Source organism: Duganella rivi (assembly GCF_009857435.1).
GTDB lineage: Bacteria > Pseudomonadota > Gammaproteobacteria > Burkholderiales > Burkholderiaceae_D > Rugamonas > Rugamonas rivi.
In genome coordinates this window covers 617013-639280 of record NZ_WWCK01000004.1, presented here as the reverse complement: position 1 = coordinate 639280, position 22268 = coordinate 617013, and the positions used below count along the sequence as shown (strand labels likewise).

The following is a 22268-nucleotide window of genomic DNA, read 5'->3' as shown; positions in this document are numbered from 1 at the left end:
CCATGAGCAAGCAAGAAGACGCGGCCGCACTGGCGGCCGAGAAGCAAAGAATCATCCGCGAGGGCGAGCTGTACCGCATCAAGGTGGTGCATTCGAAAGCCTTGGTGGGCCAAGCCCTGCAACCGGATGCGCTGATGCATGGCGCGGTCGAGCATGCAGTGGGCCTGGCGCAAGCAAGGCTGGGCGGGCTGCTGCAACCGGGCGGCGCTGGCGGCTTCAATTTCAAATCCTTGAAGTCGCTGATGCCGTACGCGCTGACCATCGGCTCCTTCATTGCCCGCAAGCGGCTGGTCAAGCCTGCCATCGCGCTGGCCGTGGTGGCCGGCGCCGGGATAGCCTGGCTAATGCGCCACAAGCGCCCACCCGCAGAGTAACAAAGGCCGCATAAGCGGCCTTTTTTCTTTAGCGGGCTTTCGCCAGTAGTTGCGGCATGTTGGCCAGGTCGCTCTGGTAGGTGGCTTGGGCTTCTTTGAGGCAGGTGCTGCGCTCGGCGGCTGGGCCTTTTTGGCAGGCTTGCTTGGCTTCCGCCAAGGCTGCGCCGATTTCCTTGCGCAGCGTGCGTTCTTGTTCGGCCTTGGTGCTGTCCGGCTTGCTCCAGCGGGCCGGCTCGCCCCTGGCGATTTCCTGCTTTTGCAGGGTGACGTTTTGCGGTGGCGTGGTGTCCTGCGCGTGCGCAGCGGCCAGCGCCGCGCACGCCATCGTCACGCCGGTGATGATGTGACGAATCATGATGTTCTCCCGAATTTATAGCCTGCCCGTGAGCAGCATAATCAGCAGTATAACCACGATCAGGCCGGTAATGCCGCTAGGCGCGTAGCCCCAGTCGCGGCTGTGCGGCCAGGTTGGCAACGCGCCGATCAAGGCCAGCACGAGGATAATCAGGATGATGGTGCCCATGGGGTTCTCCTTGTTTGCTTAGTTGATTTAGTAGCGATACAGGCGGCCGTCGATCAGGCGCACGCGGTTGCCGACGCGCAGGTCATAGACGCTGTCCTGCTGCACGATGCGGTAGTCGCCGTTGTCCATGCGCACGCTGATCTGGAATTCCTGCTTGCCGGCGTTGCGGTTGTTCTCGACGTTGTTGCCGACCACCGCGCCGCCGACTGCGCCGGCCACGGTAGCAGCAGTGCGGCCGCCGCCGGAGCCAACCTGGTTACCCAGCAGACCGCCGATCAGACCGCCGGTGATGGCGCCGGCGCCCGAGCTGCCGCGCGGCTGCATTACTTGAATCGAATCGATAGTGCCGTAAGTCGAAGAGTCATTGCTGATATAGCCGATCTGTTGCGGCTGCTGGCTGTTGCTGGCGCAGCCGCTCAATACAGCCACGCCGGCCAGGATGGCGGCGGCAAACGTAGTTGAGCGTTTCATATTGTCCTCCCGGAAAAGTGTGAGTCCAGTATCGGCAGCGCGTGTGGCCGGGTCTGTGCGCTTACGCACCATGTATCCGTCGTGTTGATTTTTGTACGCTACCGTACAGAGGTGCTGCAGGATAAGGCGTTAAATGGCGACATCGGCCTCTCGGGGCTGACCAACCCCATCGTCAAATACAAGGAGAATCGCCATGAAAATCGCACATAAAATCGCTACTGCCCTGTTCACTGTTTCGCTGCTGGGCGCCATGACCGGCTGCGCATCGACCTCCAACAAGGAAGGCACCGGCGAGTATGTCGACGATTCCGTCATCACCACCAAAGTAAAGGCCAGCATCTTCAACGAACCTAGCCTGAAATCGACCGAGATCAACGTCGAAACCTTCAAAGGCACTGTGCAGCTGAGCGGCTTCGTGGCCCAGCCGCAAGACATCGCCAAGGCCGGTGAAATCGCCCGCGGCGTCAAAGGTGTGACCAGCGTGAAAAACGATATCCACGTTAAGTAAGACCACCACCGCCGGCGCGCACAGACGCGCCGGCTTATCATCCCGTGAGCCATCATGAATCATCCATCCGAAGAATTTGAGGCTCAACGCATCCCCCTGCATGTACACGCGCGCGGCCTTGCGCTGGGCGTGATCGCGACGGTCGCTTTCCTGTATGCGCTGCAATGGTCGCGCAACTTCCTGGTTCCGCTGGTACTGGGCATCCTCATTACTTACACGCTGAGCCCGCTGGTGTGCTGGCTCGAACGGGTGCGCGTGCCGCGCTTGCTTGGGGCGACGCTGGTGACGGCGGCCATACTCGGCGGCTCGTTCCTGGTGCTCGATAAAGTACAGGGCGAATTCCAATCCATTGTTGATGAGTTGCCGACTGCAGGCCACAAGCTGTCGCGCCTGCTGTCCGAGCGCTTGCACAGCGGCGGCCCGAGCGCGCTGCAACGCATCCAGGACGTGGCCGCTGAACTCCAGCAAGCCACCGCCGGCGCGCAGGAAAAGCGTGCCACGCGCCGTGCCGCGCCGACACCGCCAAGCTCGGAGAGCTTCCCGGTGATGAACTGGATCTGGGCCGGCTCGATGGGCGTGCTCGGTTTCCTTAGCCAGGCGACCATGGTGATCTTTCTCGTGTTCTTCCTGCTGCTGTCGGGCGATACATTCAAGCGCAAACTGGTCAAGCTGACCGGGCCGTCGCTGACCAAGAAACGCATCACCGTCCACATCCTCGAAGACATCAACAGCTCGATCCAAAAATACATGCTGATGCTGCTGGTGACCAACGTCGCACTGGCGCTGCTGATGTGGGTCGCGCTGCGCTGGATCGGGCTGGAGAATGCCGGCGCCTGGGCCATCGTGGCAGGGCTGCTGCACCTGATGCCATATTTCGGCCCGCTGCTGATCATGGTGGCGACTGGCATCGTGGCTTTCCTCCAGTTTGAGTCCCTGCAAATGAGCTTGCTCGTGATGGGCGCATCGTTGGCCATCGCCACGCTGATCGGCACTGTGGTGGCGACGTGGATGACGGGCCGCTTCGCGCGCATGAATGCCGCCGCTGTGTTTGTCAGCCTGTTGTTCTGGGGCTGGCTGTGGGGCGTGTGGGGCTTGCTGCTAGGCGTACCGTTGACCGTGATCGTCAAGGTGGTGGCCGAGCGCGTGGAAGGAATGGAAGTGGTGGCTGAACTACTTGGAGAGTGAGCCGTGCTGCAAGGCATACTGCCGCGCAAACTCGGCGCCGAGGAAGAAGATCTGCGCCGAGTAGTACACCCACAGCAGCAAGGCAATTAAGGAACCGGCCGCACCGAAGCTGCTCGCCGCGCCGCTATTGCCGATGTAGGCACCGATCGCATATTTCCCCAGCGTGAATAAGGCCGCCGTGCCCAGCGCGCCGATCGTCACGTCATGCCAAGACAGCTTCACACGCGGCAGCATCTTGAAAATCACACCAAACAGAGCGGCAATCACCACGAAGCTAATCGCGGCGTTTATCACGGTCAGCACAATGCCGGCATCGCTCCACAAGCTACCCCAGTATTTTTCCAGCACCGTCAGCGCCGCGCTCACCACCAGCGACACCATCAGCAAAAATGCCAGCACCAGCACCATGCCAAACGACAGCAGGCGTGTGCGCACCACGTCCCACACGGTGCCGTGGGTGAGGGGAGGGACTTGCCAGATCGCGTCGAGGCTGGCCTTGAGTTCGGCAAACACCGTGGTCGCGCCAAACAGCAAAAGACCGCTTGCGACCAACGTCGCAAGGCGGCCTTCTTCTTTATTGCGGGCGCCGGCCAGCACCAGCTGGATCGCTTCCGCGCCCTGGGCGCCGACCAGCCCGCGCAGCTGCGCAAACAACTCGCCTTGCGCAGCTTGCGGGCCGTAAAACCAGCCGGCGATTGCCAGCACCAATACCAGGATCGGCGCCAGCGAGAACAGCGTGTAAAAGGCCAGCGCTGCTCCCATGCTGCTGCCGCGGTGCTCGAACCACTCGGACACCGTGCACTTCAGCAGCGAGAGCATGGCCGGCCCGCCGAATTACTGCACGCGGCGTTCGATGGTGATTTGCTCTACCTCGACGCGGCGGTTAGGTTCCAGGCACTTGATCAAGTCAGCACGTTTTTTGTTGGTGCACTCAACCACTGGATTGGCTTCGCCTTTGCCGACTGCGTTCAAGCGGGTCGCTGCAACGCCTTTACTCACCAGGTAATCCTTCACCGCATTGGCGCGGCGCTCGGACAGCTTGAGGTTGTACTTGTCGCTGCCCAGGCGGTCGGCGTAGCCGCTAATCACCACGTCGTTGATGCCGGTGTTGGCGTTGAGCAGGTTGGCGATCTCATCCAGTTTAGGCTGGCTCGGATTCAGCTTGGCGCTGTCAAACGAGAACAGTTCGGTAGCCGACATGGTCACCTTCTCAAAGCGCGCTGGTGGCGGCGGTGGCGGCGGCGCTGGGGTTGGTGGCGGCGGTGGAGGTGGTTCCACCACAGGTGCTGGCGTTGGCGCCGGTGGCGCAGCTTTCGGCGGTGCGTTGAAGGCGATGTTCAGTCCGACCGTTGCATAGTAGTTATTGCTCTTGCTATTTGGGAATTCATCGCCACGGATGAAGCCGTGTACGTTGCGAATGTCGGCTTGCAGGGCGACGCGCTCGCTCAGGTCGGCCTGGAAGCCGAGACCGGCGCTCAGGTAAGGCGAGGTTTTCTTGCGCTCGATGCCGCCGAACAGGTTGGCCTTGTCACGCTCTGCGCCCACGCCGACCAGGATGAATGGACGGAAGCTTTTGCGCGAGAACATGTAGAGACCATCCACGCCCAGCGTTTCTTGCTGGTAGCGCTGATTGTTTTCCCGCGAGCGGGCATAGGTGTAGCCGGTTTGCACATCCCAGTTTTCGTTCACGGCTTTGCCGAACTTCAGGCCGCCGCCGTAGCCGCGCTTGTCCACGCCGAAGTCCGAGTCAGGCTTAACGCCATTGACGCTAGGCTGGATATACCACGATGGATTGATGACCGCATCCTGCGCGAGGGCGGAAAACGACGCGCACAGGGCTGCTGCGGCGAGGGCAATCTTCTTAGATTTATTCAAGGTGAGCTCCCGTTTTTTAATGGAAAAGTGTTTCATTGCCAGCAATGTTGTTGCACTGCTGTTGGAGCGAAGGTTAGGCAACTTGGTGCCGCGTTACCGTTCGATACCGCACCAAAGTTTGTGCTGTATCAAATCGAACACACTTTTCGAAACTTTTCCGCGTTCCGCTTGTCCCAGCTTAAGGCTACAGAAGCGTCAGTAATGTTCGTTGACGCACAGACTACGGCGGCGGTAGCGGGCATTCTTCAGTTAAACGCCACACGAATCAGTTAGTTAAAGGAGTGTTCCCATGCATGCAGCCAGCAAACAACAAACCATGGTTCAGAACGAGATGAAAGCCTCGCCGGAAATGCAAGCCTCCACGGCCCGCTTATCGTTGATGGATCGCTCGACGCCGGCCCCGCTGGATCGTAAGCCCGGCCTGTCCATGGCGTCGATCGAACGCGTTCGTTCGACCTCCGCCACCCTGCGCCGGATCGAGAATATGCAAAAGCTGATCGCTGAGCTGACCCAGCACGAGATGCTGGCCGACGAGATCGCGTGGTTCCTGAAATTTTCGCCATCGGGCGCCCGTAAATATATCCGCGACCTGCGCGAGGCCGGCGTCATTGAACTGTCGCGCTACGTGGAAGGTACCGCCACCTATCTCGGCAAGGCGGTCTACCAGCTGACGCCTGACCCGGAACGCATCGCCGCCTTCCTTGCCGCCATCGCCCAGCCGAAGCGCGAAGGTGCGCCGCCGCGCAAAGAACGTCCAGGCCTGCGCGAGCAAGCCATGGCAGGCAGCGGCCGCCACTTCCACATCCTGGCGGACGACACCCACTACGCCATCCGCGTGAATCGCGGCCCGGTGATGCGCGATCCGCTGGTGGCGGCATTGTTCGGCACCCCGGCTTCGCAGCAAAAAGCCGAGTGAGCTCCGTGCCGCAGGGGTATGATGTTTGCGTATTGAAATGCAAACAAGTAACCCCAACTAGCCCGGTAAGACATTACACGGACTTGCGGCACATGGAAGCTTTGATCTGGATAGCCCTGACGGCGCTGGCGATCGCCGCGCCTTTTTACTTCCCGCGCTGGCGCCTGCAACGGGTGCTGGCCAAGCCGCTGCCGCCCGAAGCTGAGGCGGTGCTACGCCGAAATATCCCCGTTTACAAACGCATGAGCCCGGACTTGCAGCAGCAGCTGCGGCGCATGGTGGTGCAGTTCCTGCACCAGAAAAAATTCATCGGCTGTGAAGGTCTTGAGGTGACAGACGAAATGGCTGTCACCATTGCCGGGCAGGCTTGCCTGTTGCTGCTCAACCGTCCAAGCAAGGTGTATCCCGCCTTGCATACCATTCTTGTCTACCCGAGCGAGTTCGTCGCGCAGCGCGCCGAAGTAGGGCCTGGCGGCGTGGTCACTCCGGGCCACCAAAGCATGCTTGGCGAATCGTGGGACGATGGCCGCGTGGTGCTGTCGTGGGACAACGTGCGGCAAGGTGCTGCAGATTGGACTGACGGCCATAACGTGGTGCTGCACGAGTTTGCGCACCAGCTTGACAGTGAGTCGGGCCGTGCCAACGGCGCCCCTTACCTCGGCCACCCCGACAGCTACCGCGAATGGTCGGAAGTGCTGTCGCGTGACTACCAAAACCTGCGCATGAACGCGATGTACCGCCAGCACACGGTGATGGATCACTACGGCGCCACCAATCCCGCCGAGTTCTTCGCTGTCGCCACCGAGACTTTCTTCGAGAAACCGTATCAAATGGCCGAGCATCATGCCGAGCTGTACGCGGAATTCCTCAAGTACTACCGCGTCGATCCACGCGAATGGATGTCGCCGCCACCACCACCACCTCCACCGCAAGAAACATCGCCCTACGTCTACCTCACTGGCTGGTGAGCAAGACCTGCTGCCCCATGTAATTTGTATTTTTGCTACTGGCAGCCAAAACCCACTCTTGCAAGTTAGAAATCGTGGGAGTATTTGATCCGCATCAATGGTGCGATGCGTCAAATAACCCCTAGATTGCAGGAGAATATGATGACCTTGCGTTCGTCTGTGGCTTTGTTGTCTCTCGCTTTTGGCTGCGCGCAGGCAGCCAGCTCATTGCCGGGCTTTGCGGCCGACCAGAGTGGTACTTCGGTGTCGGGCCTGTCGTCCGGTGCTTTCATGGCAGTGCAATATCAAGTGGCGTATTCCAGCCAGGTTGTGGGTTCCGGCATCGTCGCCGGCGGCCCGTATTATTGCGCGGCAGGAATGATTATGAATGCCGGTATTTGCATGGGGTCGGTACCTTTTATGACCCCCAATCCGTACCTGATGATCGGTGCGGCGCAAAGCTACGCCGGCCTCAACCTGATAGATCCGCTCAGTAATCTCGCCAATGACCGCATCTACGTGTTCAGCGGTACCAAGGACACGGTGGTGTACCAGAAGGCAGTGGATGCAACCGTGGGCTTCTTCAAGGAAGCGGGTGTGCCAACCGCCAACCTGCAGTACGTGAACTCGATGCCGGCCGGCCACGCTTTGATTATTCCGTCGTTCGGCAATCCTTGCCCGGACAACGCCTCGCCCTACATCAGCCATTGCGCGATCGCCACCAAGGACTACGATCAGCCTGCGGAAATCCTGACGCACATCTACGGCCCGCTGAATCCGCGCGCGGTCAAGCGCAGCGGCCAATTGATTACCTTCAAGCAGAGCGAGTTCGGCTCGGCCGCGATCAGCATGGCCGACGAGGCCTTCGTCTACGTGCCAGCCAACTGCCAGCAGGGCGGCTGCAAGGTGCACGTGGCTTTCCATGGCTGCAAGCAGTCGGCGGAATCGGTGAAGGATGATTTCTATAACAAGAGCAGCTACAACGACTGGGCCGATACCAACCGCTTGATCGTGCTGTATCCGCAGGTGAACAAGTCGCCGGTGGTGCCGTTCAACCCGGAAGGCTGCTGGGATTGGTTCGGCTACACCGGCGCGCTGTACGCTACCAAGAGCGGCCCGCAGATTCAGGCCATCCACGCCATGATCCAGCGCCTGACCTCGGCGCCGTCGGCACAGGTGGCGTCGGCACAGTAAGCACCGCCTAGAGGATGATGGAGCCGTCGTCGGTGCGCTTGACGTGCAGCAGCCCCGGCTCCTCTTCCTCCAGGCGCCGCGCTTCCAGTTCCTGGGCGCTGGGGCCGAGGCCCGCTTCGGCCAGCAGGCGCTGGCGTTCCTCCAAGCCCTGCAAGATGTTTTGCTCCAGCTCCGACTGCTGCCACGGCTTGGGGATGAAGCGGAACACGTGCGCATCGTTGATGGCCGCCATCGCCGTTTTGAAATCGGTGGAAGCACTCAGCATGATGCGCACGGTGGTCGGCGCTACGTCCTTCAACGCTTGCAGGAATTCGCCGCCGCTCATTTCCGGCATCATAAAGTCCGACACCACCAGGTCAAACTCGCACACGCAGATGCGGTTCAGCGCATCAAACGGATTGGTGAAGGTTTCGATTTGCGCGCCGGCCAGCGGCTTGCTTTGGCGCAGCGCACGCTGAAGGGCGCTCAGCATATTCGGTTCATCATCGACCAGCAGGATGCGGCTCATAGTTGTTCCTCCGTGTGGCGGACCGGCAGCAGCACGCGGAAGCAGGTGCCGCGTCCCAGTTCGGTATCGACCTCGATGCGGCCGCCGTGTTTTTTGACGATGCCATAAGCCAGCGACAAGCCCAGCCCCGTGCCTTTGCCGACCGCCTTGGTGGTGAAGAAGGGATCGAAGATGCGCGTCAAGGTATCGGGCGCAATGCCGTGGCCGGTATCTTCCACTTCCAGCCGCACGGTGTCAGGATCGGCCATGCCGGTGCGCAGGGTGATCATGCCGCGCTCCGGCCCCATCGCCTGGGCCGCGTTGACCACCAGGTTGAGCACCACCTGGTTGATCTGCAGCGGCAAGCATTCGATCTGCGGGATATCGCCGTACGCCTTCACCACGTCGGCACGGTACTTGACCTCGTTGGCGACGATGTTGAGCGTGGAGTCGATGCCGTGATGCAGGTCGGCGCGGCTCCAGTCCTGGCTGGCGTCGGCGCGCGAGAAGTCCTTGAGGTCTTCGACGATGTGGCGCACGCGCACGATGCCTTCGCGCGATTCGCGCATCAGCGCCGGGATGTCCTGGCGCAGGAAATCGAGATCGATGCGCTCGCGCATGGCGCGCAGCCGCGCCGTTACGGCCGGCTGGGCGATGCTGGCTTCGGCCTCCTGGTAGGCGCTGAGCATGTCGAATAACTGCTCCAGGTAATTTTGCAGCGTGCCAACGTTGGAGAAAATGTAGCCGATGGGGTTGTTGATCTCGTGCGCCACGCCGGCCGCCAGCTGGCCAATGGACGCCATCTTCTCGGCCTGCACCAGTTGCTGCTGCGCGGTGGAGAGCAGGTCGTTCAGCTCGGTGAGCTGGCGGATGTCGTCTTCCAGCTTGTCGTTGGCCTGCGCCAGCTGGCCTGTGCGCTTTTCGACGATATGTTCGAGATTGTCCTTGGCCTTGCGCAGCGCGTTCTCGGCCACGCGGCGCTCGGTGACGTCGCGCAGCGTTTCAATCGCGCCGACGATATTGCCCTCGGCATCGCGCAGCGGCGCTGCGGTGAAGTGCAGCCAGTGGCCGCTGGCGCCGATGTTGGGGAAGAAGTCTTCCGACTCGTATGCGCCGGGAATCAGCGTGGAGCGCTGGCTGTGGCCGGGATAGTGGGCGGCGATATTGTCGTCGCCATCCACGATCAGATCCGACAGCAGCGGGCGCTCCTTGATGTAGAACGGCTGCCACTGGTTGCGCGTGCCGACCATGCAGGCGCGCGTCCAGCCCAGCAGCTGCTCGCAAGCGCGGTTCCAGTGCGTGATGACGTGGTGGCGGTTGATGGCAAAGGTGGCGACCGGATGGCCGTCGAAGAATTCGGACAAGGCCACTTCCGCTTGCTGGGACAGTTTCATCATTGATCCTTAGTTCACGAGTATCTGGCACATATCGCTGACCATCAGCGCGCATTTTTCGGTGAGCTGCTGGCGCTGCTCGTCCGCCAACGCCAGCGTGCTCCATGCTTGTTCGCTGGCTTCGCTCGGTGTGGCGATCAGGTGCGCTAGTCCCACGGCCAAGGCCAGGCCGGTGGCGTCAGCGCGGTGCTGGCGGCTGATGGCGTCCTGTATCGCCGCCGGGAATTTCCAGTAGGCGGCCAAGGCGCTGCCAGCCTGCGCATGGTCGACGCCGAACACGGCCATTTCGGCTTGCGCTACCGTCGCGTCTTCATGCTCGTTGCACCACTGGCTTACCGCCGCGTACTCTTCGGGAAAGCGGGTGGCCAGCACCAGCCTGCCGAGATTGTGCAGCAGGCCGGCGGTGAAGGCGGTGTCGGGGCTTTGCCGCAGATGGCGAGCCAGCGCGCGCGCCCACACCGCGGTGGCAATCGCGTGGCGCCAGAACGCGTCGAAATCGAGCGGCGCATTGGCGGTCGGCGGTACCGCGCTGATCACGCCGCACGCGGTCACCAGCGTACGGATGCTGTGCAGGCCGAGCACCGACATCGCTTGCTGGATGCTGGTGACCTTGGACGGCATGCCGTAGAACGAGGAGTTGGCCAGCCGCAGCGTCTTGGCAGTCAGCGCCTGGTCGAGGGCGAGGCGGCCGGCGAGGTAGTTGAGATCGACGTCGTCTTGCTCCATGCTGGTCAGCAGCTCGGCCACCACCGCCGGCAGCGACGGCAGGTCGTGGACGCGGCGCACTACTTCATCCAGCGAGACGTGGCTCATGGCGCGGCCTCGCTCAAGCTTAGCGTGATCAGGCTGCCGCGCGAGGCCGAGTGCAAACCCATCGGATAGCCGCGCACGGCGTAGCGGCGGCCGTTGATGTGTGCGTGATGACCCGATGGCGGCGGCGCGGCGCCGTGCGGGAAAAGCTCAGGCAGTACATCGCTGGCGGCGTTGCCGAGCAGGGCGCCGGCACGCTGGAACATATTGCCGGCCGCGCCGTTGATGAAGGCGATCATGCCTTCGTCGTCCATGCCGATCACCGGCAGCGGCAGTTGCTGCAGAATCTCGCGCGCGATGTTGAGGCTGATTTCATCGCGGTCGATCTGGCGCTGCATCTGGTGCAGCAGCTGCTCCATGCGGCGGTTGGCGCTGGCCAGTTCGTGGTTGGCGTTGCGTACCTCCATGTTGAGGCGGATGTTGTCGTCGGCGATTTCCTTGAGGCGGAAGGCATCGGCAAGGTGCGCGCGTAACTGCTCGTCGTTCCACGGCTTGGTGAGGAATTTGTAGATCGCGCCCTCGTTGACGGCGTCGGTCACCGATTGCAGCTCGGTGTAGCCGGACAGCATGATGCGGATGGTATCGGGGCGCATGCTGCGCGCCTGGCGCAGGAAGTCGGCGCCGCTCAGGCCCGGCATGCGCTGGTCGGAGATGATCACGTCCACCGGCTGCTGCGCCAGCAGTTCCAATCCTTGCTCGCCGCAGTTGGCGGTCAGGATGTCGTAGCCGTCCGGGCGCAGCAGGCGCTTGAGCGCGGACAGGATGTTGGCCTCGTCGTCGACCAGCAGCAGGCAGCGGCGCTTCGTCTGCACGCGCAGCAGGTGCGGCGGCAAGCGCCGGTCTTCGCGCAGCAGCTCGCCAACCGCGCCCGCCGTTAGAGGCGCGGCGTAAAAGCCGCCTTGCACCAGATCGCACAAGTTAGTGCGCAGGAAGGCGCACTGCGCCTCGGTCTGCACGCCGTCGGCGGCGATGCGGATGCCAAGGTGGTGCGCCATGGCGATCAGCGCCTGGCATAGGGCGGCGGCGTTGTCGTCATCGGCTACCGCATGCACGCGGCCGGCGTCGAGCTTGATGTAATCGAAGGGATAGCGTTGCAAGTTACTTAAGCAGGCCGGGCCGGCGCCGAATTGATCAAGCGTCAGGCAGGCGCCGAGCTGCTTGAAGAAGCCAAGCGCGCTGTCGCTGGCGGCGGGATCGTGGGTGAGCGTGGCTTCGTTCAGTTCCAGCGTGAGCGCGGCTGGCGCGATGCCGTATTGTTCCAGCAGCGCCGCCACCTGGTGGCCGAAGCGTGGATCGTGCAGCTGCACCGGCGCGACGTTGATCGCCACCTGGAGATCGCCGCCAGCGAGCACGCCGCCTTGCCACAGCTGGCGGTCGGCACAGGAACGGCGCAGCAGCGACAGGCTGTCGGCAGTGGGCGACTGCGCCTCCAGGCCGGCGATAGCGCCATTGCGCAGATCGACCAGCGGCTGGTACAGCAGCGATTGATCATCGAACTTCATCAGGCGTTCCTATCGAAATGGAAGCGATCTGCTCGAAAATACTATCGGTCGATTATACGGCCAAACGCCGGCGTGGGCGACAGCGGGCCCGTGCGGTGCTAGTGGTAGCAAGGACTCTTGCAACAGTGTCGGCTTGTTATCTCTCTTATGGATCGCGCTGTTGCTTATCGGCGACGGGGGCTGCGCGCTGAGCAATTTTCGGTATGATAGTCGCTACACACCAACCGAAGAGCGGGAGGCGGCAATGACACAAGCATGGCTAGTGCTCACTCGTCCAGACGGGCGCGACGTTGCTGCGCCGTCCGAGGCCCAGATGGCGGCAGCCCTGGCCGACGTGTACGGCGGCAAGGTGATCGCGTCCGACGGCGGCCCCGGCAGCGCCGTGCTGCGCTTCGGTTACGACGACGGCTTGATGTACGAAATGGAAGTCTCGACCGGCGGCGCGGTGCGCTTTGCCGAATGGTCGGATCGCGACTGCGAAATCGCGCTGGCGTCGCCGCGCACCATGACGGTGGCCGCGCAGGCCGATGCCTTGCAGCTGTGGCGCTTGATGGCGCAGCGGCAGGTGGCAAAAATCCGTAACCAGCCCTGGCGCGACGATTAACGGCGCCGCTGTTCCAGGCGCGTCTGGCAATGGATGCAGAAGCGCGCTTCCGGGCGGGCGTTCAGGCGCGAGTAGCCGATTGCCTCGCCGCAATGCTCGCACAATCCATAACTGAGGTCTGCAAACTTGGCCAGTGCATGGCGCACGATGTCGAGCTGGCGCGCCGTATGCGCGGCGGCCTCGTGCACGGCAGCGTGCAGCGTGCGCTGGCTGGCGTTGTCGGCTGGGGAAGCCTCGGCCACGTGCGGCAGCGGCTGGCGCAAGTCGGTGCTGCGATCAAGATCGTCGGCCAATTGACTGAGCAGCGCGACGCGGGCGCGTTCCAGCCGCGCCTGCAAGCCATGCCATTCTTCATCGCCGAGTCCGTTCATGCCGTGACCTCCTTACGGCATTGGACAGCTGCGGCGGGGATTCGTTCTACAGCGCGTCGAGGTGGTGCTTGAGTTTTTCCAGCGGCGCGACCACGTGATCGGGCTTGCCGCTGGCGACCGCCGCGCCGAGCGACAGCAGCTCGCCGGCGAGGTCGACCAAGTCCTTGATGCGGTTGATCTGATCGATCTTGATTTGCGCGCGGGCGGCGATGTCGAGCAGCTGCTGTTGCTGCGGGCCGAGACCGCTGGCAGCCAGCACGGCGGCATCGAGATACAGGCCGTTGGCGCGCTGGCGCAAGGCCACCTCGTTTTCAAACAGCGCTTGCGCCACGCCTTGCGCCATGCCGGGCATGCCGCCTTGCGGCGCCGGCTGGCGGATGGCGCGCATCAGGCGCCGGTGCAGCGCGTCGGCGCAGGCGGACAGGTGATCGGCCAGCGCTTCGATCTCGGCTTGTGGTTTCAGGTTAGCCATGTTCGCTCCTTACGGTTGGGCGGGAAGTTGCGCCACCAATGCGCGGTGTTGCTGCTCGATCGCATCGAGATTCTTGCGCGCTAGCGTGAAGCGCAGGCCGATCAGGCGGAACTCGGCCTGCCTGGCTTGCTGCTGCGACTTGGCGAGGGCCAGCAACAGCTTGTCGCGCCTGGGATCGAGGAAAGGGATTTCCGTTTCCAGCATGCCGATGACGATGCGTTCTTCGTTGTCGCTGGTCTTATCGTACAAGCGCAACAGCGTGCGCATGGCGTCCAGCAGGTCTTGCACCGGTTGTTGGCCTTCGCGCAGCACTTCGTTGACGGCGTGCTCTTGCAGAGGCCGCGTGATGCCGCGCGCGACCAGCCGGGTCAGGCCGGCGAAGGCGTTGACGTGGCGGTCATCGAGGCCGGCATCGGGCCACGCCTTGATGCCGGTGCTGATGCTTTTCACTTGGTCTTCCAAATCATACTGATGGTCGCCGGCCAGCTTGCCCAGCGTTTGCATATAGGCTTGCAGGCCGTATCGCAGCTTGACGAAATCATCGCAGGCTTGCTGGCGGTGCACGTTCAGCTGCTGCTCGCGTGCGTCGGCTTCGGGCGAGAGGAAGGGCTGCTGGCGCTGGTAGGTGTTGCGGTAGCGCTCGGTCAATTCGTGATACGCACCGAGCTTGGGCGACTCGGCGGCAAAGGCGCGCACCTCGGCCATGCGCGGCGTGCTGCTGGCGCAGCCGGTGAGGGCGGCCAGCAAGCCGAGGATAAGCAACAAGCGGGAAGGTTTCATGGGCACTCCACTTCTGGTTGGTGGAGTGATTGTTGCCGCTGGTGAGGGCGCGCGTGTTGCGCGGGCGCAGACTATGTGGTCAGCGCTTGCCGCCAGCCGAGGCCGGTGTTGGTGTCGGCGGACGGGATGTATTCGCAGCCGAGCCACCCGTCGTAGCCGAGCTGGTCGATGAGGGCAAACAGGTGGCGGTAATTGATCTCGCCGGTACCCGGTTCGTGGCGGCCGGGCGTATCGGCAATCTGCATGTGCTTGATGAGCGGCAGATTGGCCTTGATGGTGTTGGACAGCTCGCCTTCCATGCGCTGCATGTGGTAGATGTCGTATTGCAGGAACAAGTTGGGGCAGGCGGCTTGCTTGATGACCTCCAGCGCCTGGCTGCTGCGGTTGAGGAAATAGCCGGGCATGTCGTAGTGGTTGATCGGTTCGATCAGCACGTTGATGCCGGCTGGCTGGAATTGCGCAGCGGCGTAGCGCAGGTTATCGAGGTAGGTGGCGCGGGCCAGTTCGGGGGCGAGGTTGGGTGGCACCTTGCCGGCCATGCAGTGGACTTGGCTGACGCCGAGAGCGGTGGCGTATTGGAGTGCGCTAGCGACGCTTGCGCGGAATTCCTCGATGCGCGCAGGATCGCAAGCCATGCCGCGGTCGCCGTTGTTCCAGTCGCCGGCGGGCAGATTGAACAGCACCAGCTTGAGCTGATATTGGCGCAGCAGCTCGGCGATCTGGGCCGCGTCGTACGGATAAGGGAACAAGAACTCGACGGCGTCAAAGCCGGCGTGACGGGCGAGAGCGAAGCGCTCAAGAAACGGCGCTTCGGTGTACAGCATCGACAGATTGGCAGCGAACTTGGGCATGGGATAGCGGGGTGCGCAATGACGGAGTCGCTATCCTAAACCATAAGCCTACCGTGCGGTGCGCTTTCACCCCGCACGGCGATCTGCCGGGGTCAGACCCCTTTCTGCAGTGGGTGTGGCTACTATCGGCCGCGGCCGCCGGAGCGGTGTTGGGCGGACGAGCGTGGCGCGTTGGCGTTGCCGGTGCGTGGAGCTCCACCCCCGTTGCCGCGTGGGGCGCCACCGTTGCCGCCGCCGTTACCACTGGCCGAACGTGGCTTGTTGCCGCCGCCGTTGCCGTTGCCATTGCCCGGTTTGCGCGGAGCGCCGCCGTTGCGACCGCCGCCGCCGTTGCGGTGGCCAGGGCCGCCGCTGCGCAGCTGGATCGGCTGCGGACGAGCAGTTGGATCCGGCTCGAAGCCCGGGATCACATCGCGCGGCAGGGTTTGCTTGATCAGTTTCTCGATGTCCTTCAACATCTCGTGCTCGTCCACGCACACCAGCGATACCGCTTCACCGGTCGCGCCGGCGCGGCCGGTACGGCCGATGCGGTGCACATAATCTTCCGGCACGTTCGGTAAATCGTAGTTGACCACGTGCGGCAGCTGGTCAATGTCGATGCCGCGCGCGGCGATGTCGGTCGCCACCAGCACTTGCAGCTTGTTGTCCTTGAACTCGGACAGCGCCTTGGTACGCGCCGACTGGCTCTTATTACCGTGGATCGCCATCGCGCCGATGCCGTCTTTTTCCAGCTGTTCGACCAGCTTGTTGGCGCCGTGCTTGGTGCGGGTGAATACCAGCACCTGGTGCCAGTTGTTGGACTTGATCAGGTGCGCCAGCATCGGGTGTTTCTTGTCGCGGTCCACCGGGTGGATTTTCTGGGCGATGATTTCCACCGTCGAGTTGCGGCGCGCTACTTCGATGGTGGCCGGCTTGTCCAGCAGGCCGTCAGCCAGCGCCTTGATTTCGTCCGAGAAGGTGGCCGAGAACAGCAGGTTCTGGCGCTTCGGCGGCAGGCCGGCCAGCACTTTGCGGATGTCGCGGATGAAGCCCATGTCGAGCATGCGGTCGGCTTCGTCCAGCACCAGGATTTCGATCTTGCTCAGGTCGACCGTGCCTTGGTCCATGTGGTCCAGCAGGCGGCCCGGGGTGGCGACCAGGATGTCGACGCCGTGCTTCAGTTGCTTGATCTGCGGGTTAATGCCGACGCCGCCGAAGATCACAGCCGAGTTCAGGTTGGTGTACTTGCCGTACACGCGCACGCTTTCTTCGACCTGGGCCGCCAGTTCGCGGGTCGGGGTCAGGATCAGGGCGCGTACGGCGCGCGCCGACTTGTTGCTGGTCAGCTTGATGCCAGTGGCATCGGTCGACAAGCGGTGCAGCAGCGGCAGCGTGAAGCCGGCCGTCTTGCCGGTGCCGGTCTGTGCGCCCGCCAGCAGGTCGCCGCCGTTCAGCACCGCAGGAATGGCCTGTTGCTGGATAGGGGTAGGCGAGGTGTAGCCGGTTTCAGCTACAGCGCGGACGAGGGCGTCGGACAAACCGAGGGATGAGAATGACATAGTAACTTTATGAGAATTCAGTCGAGGATTCTTGGTTTGCGGCATCGGACTGAGCGGTGCCGCAACTTTCAGTATAGCATCTAGTTTCGGATGGGAAATACTTTTTACAAATGAAAAACTCTGTGCGCATGTGACGGCCAAGGCCGCCACATAGCCACAGAGTTTTTTGTAACAAACTGCCTTGGGGAATTATGCGAATGGTGCCAGCAGGCCAACCATCTGGCCGAACACTTTCGGGCTGCCGGCAATGATATCGCCCTTGTACAGGTAGTCGGACTCGCCGTTGAACTCGGCCACGATGCCGCCGGCCTCGGTCACCAGCAGCGCGCCGCCGGCGATATCCCAAGGCTTCAGGCCTTTTTCGTAGAAACCGTCCAGGCGGCCGCAAGCGACGTAAGCCAGGTCTAGCGCGGCGCTGCCGGCGCGGCGGATGCCTTGGGTGCGCTCAGCCATGATGCCGTACATTTCCAGGTATTCTTTCAGCGCGGCCGGGCTGCCGGTCTTGTAGCCGGTGGCCAGCAGGGCGTTGGCGATACGATCGAGCTTGCCCACGCGGATGCGTTTTTCGTTCAGGTAGGCGCCGGCGCCCTTGGTGGCGGTGAACAGGTCGTTGCGGGCAGGGTCATACACCACCGACTGGGTGATTACGCCGCGCTGCGACAGCGCGATCGAGATGCAGTACTGCGGGAAGCCGTGCATGAAGTTGGTGGTGCCATCGATCGGGTCGATGATCCAGGTGTATTCTGCCTCGTCGTGGGCGTTGGCCGATGCGCCGGATTCTTCCGCCAGGAAGGCGTGGTCAGGGTAGGCCTTGGACAGCACTTCGATAATCGCTTGCTCAGCGGCTTGGTCGACGTCGGTGACGAAGTCCTTGTGGTCTTTTTCGGTGACGATCAGGCGATCGAGGTCGAAGGAGGCGCGGTTGATGACGGCGGCGCCGCGGCGGGCGGCTTTCACAGCCGTATTGATCATAGGATGTTGCATGGGCTTTTCCGTATAAAAATGCTAACGCCCACCGGGGGAATTCCAGCCCGGCGGCACGACAGGGAGACAAAATGACAAAGAGCGAAGCGGTGGCAACAAGGTAAAATTCGTCTAGGAATTCCCGTATCGACACCGCGCAATAGCGCTATTTTAAATGAACCTGCCCCAAATCAACACGAATCTTTTCAAACAACTGCGATTTATCCTGGTCGAGACTAGCCGCGCAGGCAATATCGGGGCGGTGGCGCGGGCCATGAAAACCATGGGCTATAGCGACCTGGTATTGGTGAACCCGCGCTTTGACGATGCACTGCAAGACCCCGAGGCGATTGCGTTTGCCAGCGGCGCGCAGGATATTCTAGCCAATGCGCGGGTGGTCGGTTGCGTGTCCGAGGCGCTGGAGGACATTCATTATGCGGCCGCAGTGTCGGCCCGCCTGCGCGAATTTTCGCCGCCAGTGTTGTCGCCGCGACAACTGGCAGGGCAATTGGTGGCACAGCCGGAATGGCGCGCCGCCGTCATCTTCGGCAACGAGCGCTTCGGCTTGCCGAACGAGCTGGTCGAGAAATGTAATGTGTTGATTAACATTCCCGCCAATCCCGAGTATTCCTCCTTGAACCTGTCGCAGGCCGCGCAGGTGGTGGCCTACGAGTGCCGCATGGCGGTGCTGGACGGCGCCGGCGTGGCGCTGACGCCGCGCTTGCCGGTGGGCGAGGCCAGCGAAGTGGGCTTCCAGGGCGAGGCCGCCAGCGTTGAGCAGATCGAAGGCATGTACACGCATTTGGAGCAGGCGCTGGTGCAGATCGGCTTCCTCGATGCCGGTAATCCGCGCAAGCTGATGCCGCGCCTGAAGCGCCTGTTCGCGCGCGCGCAGCTGGAGAAGGAAGAGGTCAACATCTTGCGCGGCATCGCCCGCCACATGACCGGCAAGCCCGGCGCCAAGGACTAGTCCCGCCATGCCGCGCGCGCCCGTCGTCCGCCGCTACGTTCGCGCCGCGCGGGCCGCCCACGCCGTCCGAGCCGTTGCCGTAGCCGCGCCCGCTGCAGTCGTTGCCTTCGCCGCCGTAATGGCCTTGGTGGGCGGTCTATGCGCCCCGGTTGCCGCCGTCGAGCTGCACCTGGTGGGCGCGGAAACCTCGTTCTACTGCATCCCGCCGGCGCCCGGCAGCACCGACGCGCCAAGCGGATTGGCTTACGAGCTGGCGGGCGAAATGGCGCGCCGCGTCGGCCACCCAGGAAAAATCCAGCTCTACCCGCTGGCCCGCGCGCTGATGATGGCGGCCACCACGCCCGGCACGCTGGTGGTGCCAGTATCACGCATCCCGGCGCGCGAAAAACTCTACCAATGGCAAGTGCCGATACTGGAAGACGATTTCGTTGTGGTGGCCAACAAGGACGCGGAAGTCGACATCTCCTCGCTGGCCGCAGTGCGCAAGCTGGCACTGGGCGTGGTGCGCGACGGCGCCGGCGCGCGCCTGGCCGAGGCGCACGGCTTCGACCGTATCAGCACCGTCACCCACGACGACCTCAACGCCCGCAAGCTCAGCGCCGGCCGCATCGATGCATGGCTCAGTTCGTGGAATGGCATTCTGTCGGCCCAGCGCAATGCCGGTCTGCGCGCCGATGCGCTGCGGCGCGGTGTGGTGGTGAGCCGCGTCAAAATCTACATGGCCAGTTCGCCCGAGCTTGAACCGGCGCTGATGGCCGACTGGCGCGGCGCCATGGACGCCATGGTGCGCGACGGCACTTACGAGCGTCTGCTCAAAAAATACCAATACGAGTTACCGAAATAGGACAGCATGAGCTTGAACTGGGATCATCCGCAACCGTACATACTGGAACTGTCGCCGGCCGCAGGCGATATCGATGGGCTCGATCACACCAACAACGCGGTCTACGTGCAATGGTGCGAGAAGGCCGGCTGGGCGCACTCGGAAGCGCTGGGCCTGTCGCTGGCGGACTACCGCCGCCTCGACCGCGCCATGGCGATCCGCCGCTCCGAATACGACTACATCCTGCCGACCGCCGCCGGTGAAGCGCTGCTGCTCGGCACCTGGCTATACGCCACCGACGGCAAGCTCAACATGGAACGCCGCTTCCAACTCGTGCGCGCCAGCGACGGCGTGACCGTCATGCGCGGCCGCTGGGAACTGATCTGCATCGAAATTAGCACCGGCCGCGCCCGCCGCATGCCAGCCGAATTCTGCGACGGCTATTTGCCCGCCGTGGTGGCCGCAACGAGCTAGACGCGATCTAGACGCCATCCTCTATTTTTGCCTGGGAGCAGGGTTGTGGTTTGGCTTACACTAGCCCACAAACCATAAAAATGGATGGAGACAATGCAGATTTCCCGCAGATCTTTTCTGAAGATCGGCGTGGCCGGCGCGTGCACGCTCGCAGCCGGCGGCGCTATCTATCGGCTGGCGCAAGCGCCGGCCACTCATCGTTTTGCGCTTGAAGGCGGCGCCCAGGCCGTGCTGCATGCCGTGATTCCGGCCATGCTGGGGCCGGCCTTGCCGAGCGAGCCGGAGGCGCGTGCTGCGGCCTTGGCTGCCGTCAGCCAGCGTGTGCGAGACACCGTGCTGGCGCTGCCCTTATCCACGCAAAAAGAGGTGCAGGATTTGTTCGGCTTGCTCGCGCTGGGGCCGGCGCGCCGCTTGCTGGCCGGCGTGGCCGGCGGCTGGGACCAGGCCGATCCGCGCCAAGTCGAAGCTTTCCTGCAAAGCTGGCGCACGCATAGCTTGCAGACGCTGCAAATCGCCTACCAGGCGCTGCACGATTTGATTATCGGCGCATGGTATGCCGATCCGTCCTCGTGGGAGCGCATCGGCTATCCCGGCCCGCTCAAGGAGCTGGCGGCATGAGCGTGATTCCAGATCCAATTCAGGACGGTCTCGCCGCTGGCTGGCAAGTCACCGACTGCGCGCAACTGCAAGCCGATCAAACGCTGGAAGCCGATGTGGTGATCGTCGGCAGCGGCGCCGGCGGCGGCGTTACGGCGGAAATCCTTGCGCTGTCCGGCCTCAAGGTGCTGATCGTGGAGGAGGGCGCGCTCAAGTCGTCCAAGGACTTCAAGATGCGCGAGGCCACCGCCTACCCGGAGCTGTACCAGGAAGCCGCAACCCGCAAGACCAAGGACAAGGGCATCACCATTTTGCAGGGCCGCACGGTGGGCGGCAGCACCACGGTCAACTGGACCAGCAGCTTCCGCACGCCCGACATCACGCTGCGCTACTGGAACAAGCGCTTCGGCCTCAGCGATTACACGCCGGAAGCGCTGGCGCCATGGTTCGAGATGATGGAGCAGCGCCTCAACATCATCGACTGGCCGACGCCGCCCAACGAGAACAACGACCTGCTGCGCCGCGGCGCCGCCAAGCTCAACATCCCAACCGGACTGATTCGCCGCAACGTCAACGGCTGCTGGAATCTCGGCTACTGCGGCATGGGCTGCCCGACCAACGCCAAGCAGTCGATGCTGATCACCACCATCCCATCGGCCTTGCAGCACGGCGCACACTTGCTGACGCGGGCGCGGGCCGAGAAGCTGGCGATCCACAACGGCCAAGTCAGCACGCTGGAATGCGTGGCGCTGACCGCTGACGGCCTCAGCCTCACTGGCCGCAAGCTGATCCTGCGCGCCAAGCACTTCGTGCTGTCGGGCGGCGCGATCAACACGCCGGCCTTGCTGATGCGCTCGCTTGCGCCGGACCCACACGGCTTGCTGGGCAAGCGTACTTTCCTGCATCCGTCGATGGCCTCAGTGGCGACGTACACGCAGCGCGTTGAAGGCTACTCCGGCGCGCCGCAAACCACGTACTCCGACCACTTCCTGCACACCGACCGCATCGACGGCCCGATCGGCTACAAGCTGGAAGTACCGCCGCTGCACCCGCTGCTGTTCTCCGCCATCTTGCCCGGCTTCGGCGCGCAGCACGCGGCGCTGATGCAGCAGTTCCCGCATCTGCATGCGATGGTGGCGCTGCTGCGTGACGGCTTCCACGACGACGCGGTGGGCGGCAGCGTGGCGCTGGTGAATGGCGCACCGGTGCTCGATTATCCGGTCAGCGATTTTGTCTGGGATGGCGCCAGGCGCGCCTTGCTGACCATGGCCGAGATCCAGTTCGCAGCTGGCGCCACCAGCGTGATGCCGGTGCACGAACGCGCGCAGCCATACACCAGCTGGGCGCAAGCCAAGACCGCCATTGAGTCGCTGCCGTACAAGCTGCTGCAAGCCAAGCTGGCGTCGGCGCACGTGATGGGCGGCTGCGGCATGTCGGACGATGTGCGGCTCGGCGTGACCAGTTCCAAGGGCCGCTATCACGGCCTGAGCAACCTGTCAGTGCATGACGGCTCGCTGTTCCCTACTTCCATCGGCGCCAACCCGCAGCTGTCGATCTACGGCATCGTTGCGCGCCTTGCCAGCGGCCTCGCGCAAGAGTTGACCGGCAAGCCGGCGGCGCGGCCGGTACGCGCTTAAAA

At 63.0% G+C, this 22268-nt stretch carries 27 protein-coding genes; 12 read left to right on the top strand and 15 right to left on the bottom strand.

What is annotated here, in order from left to right; genetic code table 11:
• Nucleotides 1-2 precede the first annotated feature (2 nt).
• Nucleotides 3-374, top strand: coding sequence for a hypothetical protein (locus GTP45_RS15370; protein WP_161014725.1), 372 nt, complete (start codon nt 3-5; stop codon nt 372-374).
• A gap of 28 nt (nt 375-402) precedes the next feature.
• Here the strand turns inward: GTP45_RS15370 and GTP45_RS15365 are convergent, their stop codons facing one another.
• From GTP45_RS15365 to GTP45_RS15355, 3 genes are read right to left on the bottom strand one after another with little or no spacing between them, the layout of a single operon-like run.
• A complete protein-coding gene (locus GTP45_RS15365; protein ID WP_161014724.1) occupies nt 403-729 on the bottom strand; it encodes a hypothetical protein in 327 nt (108 codons plus the stop codon).
• Nucleotides 730-744: 15 nt separating this feature from the next.
• A complete protein-coding gene (locus tag GTP45_RS15360; protein WP_072786345.1) occupies nt 745-897 on the bottom strand; it encodes a DUF3309 domain-containing protein in 153 nt (50 codons plus the stop codon).
• Nucleotides 898-924: 27 nt separating this feature from the next.
• Entirely contained in the window at nt 925-1368 is a 444-nt protein-coding gene (locus GTP45_RS15355; protein WP_161014723.1) for a glycine zipper 2TM domain-containing protein, read from the bottom strand.
• Nucleotides 1369-1561: 193 nt separating this feature from the next.
• Here GTP45_RS15355 and GTP45_RS15350 point away from each other — a divergent pair, with 193 nt between their 5' ends.
• Together GTP45_RS15350 and GTP45_RS15345 are read left to right on the top strand one after the other, a co-directional pair.
• Nucleotides 1562-1876: a BON domain-containing protein gene (locus tag GTP45_RS15350; RefSeq protein ID WP_161014722.1), complete on the top strand. Its 315-nt coding sequence runs from the start codon at nt 1562-1564 to the stop codon at nt 1874-1876.
• A 54-nt stretch (nt 1877-1930) separates the two neighbouring features.
• Nucleotides 1931-3061, top strand: a complete 1131-nt coding sequence (locus GTP45_RS15345; protein WP_161014721.1) for an AI-2E family transporter — start codon at nt 1931-1933, stop codon at nt 3059-3061.
• On the opposite strand, the gene GTP45_RS15340 is transcribed toward GTP45_RS15345, so the two are convergent.
• A complete protein-coding gene (locus GTP45_RS15340; protein ID WP_161014720.1) occupies nt 3047-3880 on the bottom strand; it encodes a YihY/virulence factor BrkB family protein in 834 nt (277 codons plus the stop codon). The two genes, GTP45_RS15345 and GTP45_RS15340, sit on opposite strands and share 15 nt — an antisense overlap.
• A 15-nt stretch (nt 3881-3895) precedes the next feature.
• On the bottom strand, nt 3896-4936 hold the full coding sequence (locus GTP45_RS15335) for an OmpA family protein (RefSeq protein ID WP_161014719.1): 1041 nt from the start codon (nt 4934-4936) through the stop codon (nt 3896-3898).
• Between the two features lie 289 nt (nt 4937-5225).
• Here GTP45_RS15335 and GTP45_RS15330 point away from each other — a divergent pair, with 289 nt between their 5' ends.
• The 3 genes from GTP45_RS15330 (at nt 5226) to GTP45_RS15320 (ending at nt 7993) form a co-directional block, all read left to right on the top strand.
• Entirely contained in the window at nt 5226-5852 is a 627-nt protein-coding gene (locus tag GTP45_RS15330) for a winged helix-turn-helix domain-containing protein (protein WP_229258473.1), read from the top strand.
• 92 nt (nt 5853-5944) lie between these two features.
• Nucleotides 5945-6820, top strand: a complete 876-nt coding sequence (locus GTP45_RS15325; RefSeq protein ID WP_161014718.1) for a M90 family metallopeptidase — start codon at nt 5945-5947, stop codon at nt 6818-6820.
• A 138-nt stretch (nt 6821-6958) separates the two neighbouring features.
• A complete protein-coding gene (locus tag GTP45_RS15320; protein ID WP_161014717.1) occupies nt 6959-7993 on the top strand; it encodes an extracellular catalytic domain type 2 short-chain-length polyhydroxyalkanoate depolymerase in 1035 nt (344 codons plus the stop codon).
• A gap of 7 nt (nt 7994-8000) precedes the next feature.
• Here GTP45_RS15320 and GTP45_RS15315 read toward each other — a convergent pair whose 3' ends face one another.
• Genes GTP45_RS15315 through GTP45_RS15300 form a run of 4 tightly spaced genes read right to left on the bottom strand, consistent with a single transcriptional unit; the run spans nt 8001 to nt 12186 of the window.
• Nucleotides 8001-8501 (bottom strand): response regulator, encoded by a 501-nt coding sequence (locus GTP45_RS15315; RefSeq protein WP_161014716.1) that lies wholly within the window; start codon nt 8499-8501, stop codon nt 8001-8003.
• Nucleotides 8498-9877 (bottom strand): PAS domain-containing sensor histidine kinase, encoded by a 1380-nt coding sequence (locus tag GTP45_RS15310; RefSeq protein WP_229258472.1) that lies wholly within the window; start codon nt 9875-9877, stop codon nt 8498-8500. Before GTP45_RS15310 ends, GTP45_RS15315 begins: the two co-directional genes overlap by 4 nt.
• Before the next feature lie 6 nt (nt 9878-9883).
• Entirely contained in the window at nt 9884-10687 is an 804-nt protein-coding gene (locus tag GTP45_RS15305; RefSeq protein WP_161014715.1) for an HDOD domain-containing protein, read from the bottom strand.
• A complete protein-coding gene (locus GTP45_RS15300) occupies nt 10684-12186 on the bottom strand; it encodes an EAL domain-containing protein (RefSeq protein WP_161014714.1) in 1503 nt (500 codons plus the stop codon). Before GTP45_RS15300 ends, GTP45_RS15305 begins: the two co-directional genes overlap by 4 nt.
• 244 nt (nt 12187-12430) lie before the next feature.
• Between GTP45_RS15300 and GTP45_RS15295 the strand changes: the two genes are divergently transcribed.
• Nucleotides 12431-12790: a hypothetical protein gene (locus GTP45_RS15295; RefSeq protein WP_161014713.1), complete on the top strand. Its 360-nt coding sequence runs from the start codon at nt 12431-12433 to the stop codon at nt 12788-12790.
• On the opposite strand, the gene GTP45_RS15290 is transcribed toward GTP45_RS15295, so the two are convergent.
• From GTP45_RS15290 to GTP45_RS15265, 6 genes are all read right to left on the bottom strand, one after another.
• Complete coding sequence (locus tag GTP45_RS15290) at nt 12787-13161, bottom strand: TraR/DksA family transcriptional regulator (RefSeq protein WP_161014712.1); 375 nt, start codon at nt 13159-13161, stop codon at nt 12787-12789. The two genes, GTP45_RS15295 and GTP45_RS15290, sit on opposite strands and share 4 nt — an antisense overlap.
• Before the next feature lie 46 nt (nt 13162-13207).
• Nucleotides 13208-13633 carry a hypothetical protein gene (locus tag GTP45_RS15285; RefSeq protein WP_161014711.1) on the bottom strand — a complete coding sequence of 142 codons (426 nt, stop codon included), beginning with the start codon at nt 13631-13633 and terminating at the stop codon, nt 13208-13210.
• Between the two features lie 9 nt (nt 13634-13642).
• Nucleotides 13643-14413, bottom strand: a complete 771-nt coding sequence (locus GTP45_RS15280) for a hypothetical protein (RefSeq protein ID WP_161014710.1) — start codon at nt 14411-14413, stop codon at nt 13643-13645.
• Nucleotides 14414-14484: 71 nt separating this feature from the next.
• On the bottom strand, nt 14485-15264 hold the full coding sequence (otnI, locus tag GTP45_RS15275) for a 2-oxo-tetronate isomerase (RefSeq protein WP_161014709.1): 780 nt from the start codon (nt 15262-15264) through the stop codon (nt 14485-14487).
• 122 nt (nt 15265-15386) lie between these two features.
• A complete protein-coding gene (locus GTP45_RS15270) occupies nt 15387-16802 on the bottom strand; it encodes a DEAD/DEAH box helicase (protein WP_161014708.1) in 1416 nt (471 codons plus the stop codon).
• Nucleotides 16803-16991: 189 nt separating this feature from the next.
• Nucleotides 16992-17774 (bottom strand): inositol monophosphatase family protein, encoded by a 783-nt coding sequence (locus GTP45_RS15265; RefSeq protein ID WP_161014908.1) that lies wholly within the window; start codon nt 17772-17774, stop codon nt 16992-16994.
• A 166-nt stretch (nt 17775-17940) separates the two neighbouring features.
• Between GTP45_RS15265 and GTP45_RS15260 the strand changes: the two genes are divergently transcribed.
• From GTP45_RS15260 to GTP45_RS15240, 5 genes are all read left to right on the top strand, one after another.
• Entirely contained in the window at nt 17941-18735 is a 795-nt protein-coding gene (locus tag GTP45_RS15260; RefSeq protein WP_161014707.1) for an RNA methyltransferase, read from the top strand.
• A 7-nt stretch (nt 18736-18742) separates the two neighbouring features.
• Nucleotides 18743-19579, top strand: coding sequence for a substrate-binding periplasmic protein (locus GTP45_RS15255; protein ID WP_161014706.1), 837 nt, complete (start codon nt 18743-18745; stop codon nt 19577-19579).
• 6 nt (nt 19580-19585) lie between these two features.
• On the top strand, nt 19586-20032 hold the full coding sequence (locus tag GTP45_RS15250) for an acyl-CoA thioesterase (RefSeq protein ID WP_161014705.1): 447 nt from the start codon (nt 19586-19588) through the stop codon (nt 20030-20032).
• 93 nt (nt 20033-20125) lie between these two features.
• A complete protein-coding gene (locus GTP45_RS15245) occupies nt 20126-20650 on the top strand; it encodes a hypothetical protein (protein ID WP_161014704.1) in 525 nt (174 codons plus the stop codon).
• Nucleotides 20647-22266 carry a GMC family oxidoreductase gene (locus GTP45_RS15240; RefSeq protein ID WP_161014703.1) on the top strand — a complete coding sequence of 540 codons (1620 nt, stop codon included), beginning with the start codon at nt 20647-20649 and terminating at the stop codon, nt 22264-22266. Before GTP45_RS15245 ends, GTP45_RS15240 begins: the two co-directional genes overlap by 4 nt.
• The last annotated feature ends 2 nt before the right edge of the window (nt 22267-22268 follow it).

Coding starts and splice junctions, on each gene's coding strand:
- otnI (WP_161014709.1), bottom strand. CDS start 15,264: ATGCCCAAGTTCGCTGCCAATCTGTCGATGCTGTACACCGAAGCGCCG.
- GTP45_RS15270 (WP_161014708.1), bottom strand. CDS start 16,802: ATGTCATTCTCATCCCTCGGTTTGTCCGACGCCCTCGTCCGCGCTGTA.
- GTP45_RS15265 (WP_161014908.1), bottom strand. CDS start 17,774: ATGATCAATACGGCTGTGAAAGCCGCCCGCCGCGGCGCCGCCGTCATC.
- GTP45_RS15315 (WP_161014716.1), bottom strand. CDS start 8,501: ATGAGCCGCATCCTGCTGGTCGATGATGAACCGAATATGCTGAGCGCC.
- GTP45_RS15250 (WP_161014705.1), top strand. CDS start 19,586: ATGAGCTTGAACTGGGATCATCCGCAACCGTACATACTGGAACTGTCG.
- GTP45_RS15255 (WP_161014706.1), top strand. CDS start 18,743: ATGCCGCGCGCGCCCGTCGTCCGCCGCTACGTTCGCGCCGCGCGGGCC.
- GTP45_RS15355 (WP_161014723.1), bottom strand. CDS start 1,368: ATGAAACGCTCAACTACGTTTGCCGCCGCCATCCTGGCCGGCGTGGCT.
- GTP45_RS15260 (WP_161014707.1), top strand. CDS start 17,941: ATGAACCTGCCCCAAATCAACACGAATCTTTTCAAACAACTGCGATTT.
- GTP45_RS15345 (WP_161014721.1), top strand. CDS start 1,931: ATGAATCATCCATCCGAAGAATTTGAGGCTCAACGCATCCCCCTGCAT.
- GTP45_RS15280 (WP_161014710.1), bottom strand. CDS start 14,413: ATGAAACCTTCCCGCTTGTTGCTTATCCTCGGCTTGCTGGCCGCCCTC.
- GTP45_RS15370 (WP_161014725.1), top strand. CDS start 3: ATGAGCAAGCAAGAAGACGCGGCCGCACTGGCGGCCGAGAAGCAAAGA.
- GTP45_RS15330 (WP_229258473.1), top strand. CDS start 5,226: ATGCATGCAGCCAGCAAACAACAAACCATGGTTCAGAACGAGATGAAA.
- GTP45_RS15305 (WP_161014715.1), bottom strand. CDS start 10,687: ATGAGCCACGTCTCGCTGGATGAAGTAGTGCGCCGCGTCCACGACCTG.
- GTP45_RS15365 (WP_161014724.1), bottom strand. CDS start 729: ATGATTCGTCACATCATCACCGGCGTGACGATGGCGTGCGCGGCGCTG.
- GTP45_RS15350 (WP_161014722.1), top strand. CDS start 1,562: ATGAAAATCGCACATAAAATCGCTACTGCCCTGTTCACTGTTTCGCTG.
- GTP45_RS15325 (WP_161014718.1), top strand. CDS start 5,945: ATGGAAGCTTTGATCTGGATAGCCCTGACGGCGCTGGCGATCGCCGCG.
- GTP45_RS15360 (WP_072786345.1), bottom strand. CDS start 897: ATGGGCACCATCATCCTGATTATCCTCGTGCTGGCCTTGATCGGCGCG.
- GTP45_RS15285 (WP_161014711.1), bottom strand. CDS start 13,633: ATGGCTAACCTGAAACCACAAGCCGAGATCGAAGCGCTGGCCGATCAC.
- GTP45_RS15310 (WP_229258472.1), bottom strand. CDS start 9,877: ATGATGAAACTGTCCCAGCAAGCGGAAGTGGCCTTGTCCGAATTCTTC.
- GTP45_RS15340 (WP_161014720.1), bottom strand. CDS start 3,880: ATGCTCTCGCTGCTGAAGTGCACGGTGTCCGAGTGGTTCGAGCACCGC.
- GTP45_RS15290 (WP_161014712.1), bottom strand. CDS start 13,161: ATGAACGGACTCGGCGATGAAGAATGGCATGGCTTGCAGGCGCGGCTG.
- GTP45_RS15320 (WP_161014717.1), top strand. CDS start 6,959: ATGATGACCTTGCGTTCGTCTGTGGCTTTGTTGTCTCTCGCTTTTGGC.
- GTP45_RS15245 (WP_161014704.1), top strand. CDS start 20,126: ATGCAGATTTCCCGCAGATCTTTTCTGAAGATCGGCGTGGCCGGCGCG.
- GTP45_RS15240 (WP_161014703.1), top strand. CDS start 20,647: ATGAGCGTGATTCCAGATCCAATTCAGGACGGTCTCGCCGCTGGCTGG.
- GTP45_RS15300 (WP_161014714.1), bottom strand. CDS start 12,186: ATGAAGTTCGATGATCAATCGCTGCTGTACCAGCCGCTGGTCGATCTG.
- GTP45_RS15295 (WP_161014713.1), top strand. CDS start 12,431: ATGACACAAGCATGGCTAGTGCTCACTCGTCCAGACGGGCGCGACGTT.